Annotated in this window: 5 protein-coding genes; all 5 read left to right on the plus strand. The window is 68.0% G+C overall.

The window, feature by feature from the left end:
- A partial coding sequence (locus QN163_10965; GenBank protein MDR5684523.1) for a DUF2218 domain-containing protein occupies positions 1-407 on the plus strand: 407 nt, incomplete at its 5' end.
- A gap of 7 nt (positions 408-414) precedes the next feature.
- Entirely contained in the window at positions 415-2,280 is a 1,866-nt protein-coding gene (locus QN163_10970; GenBank protein MDR5684524.1) for a bifunctional homocysteine S-methyltransferase/methylenetetrahydrofolate reductase, read from the plus strand.
- Positions 2,281-2,451: 171 nt separating this feature from the next.
- On the plus strand, positions 2,452-3,315 hold the full coding sequence (locus QN163_10975) for a Wzz/FepE/Etk N-terminal domain-containing protein (GenBank protein ID MDR5684525.1): 864 nt from the start codon (positions 2,452-2,454) through the stop codon (positions 3,313-3,315).
- 98 nt (positions 3,316-3,413) lie between these two features.
- Complete coding sequence (locus QN163_10980) at positions 3,414-4,478, plus strand: glucose-1-phosphate thymidylyltransferase (protein MDR5684526.1); 1,065 nt, start codon at positions 3,414-3,416, stop codon at positions 4,476-4,478.
- Positions 4,479-4,529: 51 nt separating this feature from the next.
- Positions 4,530-5,096 carry a dTDP-4-dehydrorhamnose 3,5-epimerase gene (gene rfbC / locus QN163_10985; protein ID MDR5684527.1) on the plus strand — a complete coding sequence of 189 codons (567 nt, stop codon included), beginning with the start codon at positions 4,530-4,532 and terminating at the stop codon, positions 5,094-5,096.
- Positions 5,097-5,191 lie beyond the last annotated feature (95 nt).

Raw genomic sequence — 5,191 nt, forward strand, 5'->3', positions numbered from 1 at the left:
GCTTCGACGACGCGGTGTACGCGGCGGCGCGGTTGCTGCGCATCCTGTCCAACACCGACCGCCCGCTGTCGGCGCTGCTGGCAGACGTCCCTCGCTACCACACGACGCCGGAGATCCGCGTGCCCTGCCCCGATGACCGTAAGTTCGACGTGGTAGCCGAGCTGGTCGATCACTTCAAGCAGCACTACGAGGTCGTGGACGTGGACGGCGCCCGTGTGCTCTTCCCCGACGGCTGGGGGCTGGTGCGGGCCAGCAACACACAGCCGGTGCTCGTCGTGCGGGCAGAGGCGAAGACGCCACAGGCGCTTGAGCGGATCCAGGCGACGCTCGAACAGGCGCTGCGCCATTTCCCCGAGGTCGGGCAGATCGACTGGGGCGAGGCGTTGGCTGGCGCAGGAAAACACTGAGTCACCCGTGGACCACCCTTTTCTGCAAAGACTGGGACGCGGAGTCCTCGTCGCCGACGGCGCGATGGGAACGTTGCTGTACGCGCGGGGCGTCCCGTTCGACCAGTCGTTCGAGCTGCTGAATGTCACCGACCGGGACCGCGTCCTGCAGATCCACCTCGACTACATCCGCGCCGGCGCGGAACTGATCGAGACCAACACCTTCGCCGGCAACCGCATCAAGCTCGCCAGCCGCGGCCTCGCCGACCGGGTGCGCGAGCTGAACCGCGCGGGCGCGAAGGTGGCCAAGGAGGCGCGTGACGTCGCCGGCGCACCGGTGTTCATCGCCGGCTCCGTAGGCCCGTTGGGTAAGCCGTTGCGACCGTTCGGGTTGATCTCCGTGGAGGAAGCCCACGACGCGTTCCGCGAGCAGGTCGAGGCCCTCACCGAGGGCGGCGTCGATCTGATCCTGCTGGAGACGTTCTCCGATCTCGACGAACTCCGCGTCGCCGTCCGCGCGGCGCGCGAGGCGACCGACCTACCGGTCGTGGCCGAGATGACGTTCGACGAAGAGGGCCTGACGCTGCGCGGCAACGCGCCGGCGGAGGTCGTGCGCGCGTTGGAGCCGCTGGGCGTGGCCGCGGTGGGCGCCAACTGCAGCGTGGGCCCTCTGCCGATGGTCGACGTCGTCGCGGCGATGGCGCAGGCGGCGTCCGTCCCGATCTTCGCCATGCCGAACGCCGGGTTCCCTGCGCGCGTGGAAGGACGCTTCATGTACTTCACGTCGCCAGGATACTTCGCCGAACACGCGCGGCGGATGGTGCAGGTGGGTGCGCGCGTCGTGGGCGGCTGCTGCGGCACCACGCCGGAGCACATCGCCGCCATCGCGGAGGCGGTTCGCGCGCTGCAACCCGGTGCACGCGTCGAAGTGGTGCTGCCCCCGGTCCCCAAGCCGGAGCCCGCGCCGGTGGTGCCCTCGGAACCGACCGAGTTGAGTCGCAAGTTGGGAAGGCAGTTTGTCATCAGCGTCGAGGTCGACCCGCCCAAGGGTACGGACCCGCGCAAGGACCTTCTGGGCGCACAGATGCTGCGCGAGCCCGGCATCGACGCCGTCAACGTCGGCGACAGCCCCCTGGGCCGCGTGCGGATGGGTGCGGTGGCGATGTGCGTCCTGGTCCAGCAGCAGGTGGGTTTGGAGACGATCATCCACTTCACGACCCGCGACCGCAACTTGATGGCCCTGCAGGCCGACCTGATCGGACTGCACGCGCTGGGGGTGCGCAACATCTTGGCGCTCACCGGCGACCCGCCGCGCGCCGGGGACTACCCCGGGGCGACCGCGGTGTACGACACCGACTCCATCGGTCTGGCGCGCATCCTCAAGCGGCTGAACGAGGGGACCGACCTCGCGGGCAAGCCGATCGGCCAGCCGACGTCGTTTTGCGTGGCGGTCGCCTTCGACATGCATCCGGACACCCTGGACCGGGAGATGGCGCGCCTGGACCGCAAGATCGAGGCGGGTGCGGACTTCGTCATGACCCAGCCGATCTTCGAGCCCGAGGTCCTCGACCACTACCTGCGCCGCGTGGGCCGGCCGCCGCGCCCGATGCTCATCGGCGTCCTGCCGCTACAGTCCGGCCGCCACGCCGAGTTCCTGCACCACGAGGTGCCGGGCATCCACATCCCCGACTGGGTCCGCCAGCGCATGGCCCGGGCCGGCAACCGCGGTCGTGAGGAGGGGCTACAGCTGGCGATCGAACTGCTGGACGCCATCGCCGACCGCATCGACGGGGTGTACCTGATGCCCTCCTTCGGCCGCTACGAGGTGGTGGCCGAACTCGTCACCCGCCTCCGCACGCATCCGGCACTCGCCTCCGGGCGCTCTCGTCCGTGACCCACAATGGATGAGGGACCCGCGCCCGCCCTGGGGTTCCAGGTACGGGTACCAGGTACCGGTTCCAGGTGCCGGTTCCAGGTACCGGTTCCAGGTACCGGTTCCAGGTGCCGGTTCCAGGTACCCCCCAGCGGTGTGAATCAGATGGTACGCACGTGGTAGGCTGGTGCCATGGAGGCCAGACAGCCCGTACCGGACGACGAGATCGACCTCAGGCAGCTGTTCGGAGCCCTTTGGCGCGGCCGCTGGACGATCCTGGCGCTCATGGTTGCCGCGGCACTGATCGCAGCCGTCCTCAGCGTTTTCGTCATCGCCCCGACCTACGAGTCGCGGACGTACATCCAGCTCAGCGAGCACAGCTCACCCGCATACGCGACGCCGCAGGCGGCAGCACGGGTGCTCACCAGTGTGTCGTTCCTGCGGCCCATCGCCGCGCGGTACGGGATCCCTACGGACCGGCGCCTGGAGCGCATGGTCCGTGCGGAAGCGGTGCGGGACACCCGGATTGTGTACCTGCGAATCCGGGACCGCAACCCCCAGCGCCTGGAGGCCTTCACACGCGACGTGGTCCAAGAGTTCCTCCGGGTGGCTTCGGAACGGGTCCGGCAGCGCCGCGAGGTCACAAGTCAGCGCCTGGCTGCCGTTCAGGCACAGCTGGACGACGTCGACCGGACCCTGCGGTTGTCGCGCGAAGTCTTGACCCGGCTTCAGAGCAGGGCCGACCTCGGCACAGACGGCGGGTTTGCGCGATCCTTCGCGCTGAACGCTGCGGCGGTCTCGGGGGGCGTCTACGGCAGCCTGCTGGCGGCTCAAAGAGACCTGCAGGCGGAACTCATAGCCCTCGAGCCGCCTTACCTCGTCCAGGAGCCGTACGTTCCATCTGAGCCCGTTTCCCCCCGACCGGTCCTGAACACGGCCGTGGCCGCAACCCTGGGTCTGCTCGTGGGTGCATTCGGAGTCCTGGTTCGGGAGGCGTGGGCCGCCGTACCCCAACAGCAGCGCTCACCCAGTACGGTGATCCCCGAGCCGCATTGAGTCTGGAGCATAAGCAGCGTGCCCCGTCCGACGGGTCTGAGCCTCGGGGGAAGGACGGTCGAGCGCAAGCGACGAAGTGACGAAGTAGAGATGGGCGTATGAAGGCACTGGTCCTCGCCGGAGGCAAGGGGACGCGCCTCCGGCCCCTCACTTACACCGTGGCCAAGCAGCTGATCCCCGTGGCCAACGTCCCGATCCTGCACTACGTGATGCGGCACCTGGAGGAGGCGGAGATCCACGACGTGGGGGTAATCCTGTCCCCGGAAACCGGCGACCAGGTCCGGGCATCTCTGGAATCAGCGAACTTTTCCTTAGACTTCACCTACATCCTGCAGGAAGCGCCACTCGGCCTTGCCCACGCCGTCAAGGTGGCCCGTCCGTTTCTGGGCGACGAACCGTTTGTCATGTACCTGGGCGACAACCTCATCGGCCGAGGGATCCGCCACCTCGTGGCGGAGTTCTTCGACCGGCGCGCCGACGCGCTGGTCCTGCTCAAGGAGGTCGCCGATCCCCGACGTTTCGGGGTGGCGGAGCTGGACGGCAGTGGTCGGGTGCGCCGCCTCGTGGAGAAGCCCAAGGAGCCACCCAGCAACCTTGCCCTCGTAGGCGTCTATCTTTTCGGGGCGGCGGTGCACGAGGCGGTGGACGAAATCGAGCCTTCCTGGCGCGACGAACTTGAGATCACCGACGCCATCCAGCGGCTGGTGGAAAGAGGCCGCACCGTGCACAGCGCGGTGTTGGACGCCTGGTGGCTGGACACCGGTAAGAAAGACGACCTGCTCGAGGCCAACCGTGTGGTGCTGGACGAGTGGGTGCGGCGGGACGTGGCGGGCGAAGTGGACGGCGCAAGCCGGGTGACTGGGCGCGTCCAGGTCGAGCGGGGAGCGCACGTTGTCCGCAGCGAGATCCGGGGCCCCGTCGTGGTGGGTGCAGGCGCTGTGGTCGAAGACAGTTTCGTGGGCCCGTACACCAGCATCGGACCGCGCTGCGCGGTGCGCGGTTCCGTCCTGCAGCACTGTGTGCTCCTGGAAGGAGCGGTGGTGGACGGGATCCAGCGGCTTGAAGATAGCGTGGTCGGCCAGAACGCCGTCGTGCGCAGGGCCCAGAGCAACCACCGGGCGCTCCGGTTGATGGTAGGGGATGACGCGGAGGTAGTGTTGTGAGGGCGGAAGGGGCGACCCGAATTGACCATCTGCTACCAGGGGTGACGGAGCGTGCCGTTCGAGTTCACCCGTCTTGAGATCCCGAATGTCGTGCTGGTCCGCGCGAAGGCGTTTTTCGACCCGCGTGGCTTCTTCATGGAAGGCTACAGGCGGTCGGAGTTCCTCGCGAACGGTATTTCCGCAACCTTTGTGCAGGACAACTTCTCGCACTCCGTGCGCCGGGGCGTGCTGCGGGGCCTGCACTACCAGAAGGACCCGAAGGCCCAGGGCAAACTGGTCATGGTCCTGCGCGGTGAGATCTACGACGTGGCGGTGGACATCCGACAGGGCTCACCTACGTACGGCCGCTGGGTGGCGGTCACCCTCTCCAGCTCAGCCCACACGATGCTGTACGTGCCGCCAGGCTTCGCCCACGGGTTCTGCGTGTTGAGCGACAGTGCGGACGTGCTGTACAAGTGCACAGAGGAGTACGCGCCCGAGCTGGACCGGGGCATCCGGTGGGACGACCCCGACCTCGCCATCCCCTGGCCGGTGGAGGAACCGATACTCTCGGAGAAGGACCGGGCCTGGCCCGGCCTGCGCGAGGCGGACAACAACTACGTGTACCGCGCGGAGTAGGGAGGTCTGAAGCGTTGAAAGTGCTGGTGACAGGTGCAGGGGGCTACATCGGTTCCGTGCTCGTGCGCATGCTCCTCCAGGAGGGCCACGAAGTG

The sequence above is a fragment of the Armatimonadota bacterium genome (assembly GCA_031432545.1).
GTDB lineage: Bacteria > Sysuimicrobiota > Sysuimicrobiia > Sysuimicrobiales > Sysuimicrobiaceae > Caldifonticola > Caldifonticola tengchongensis.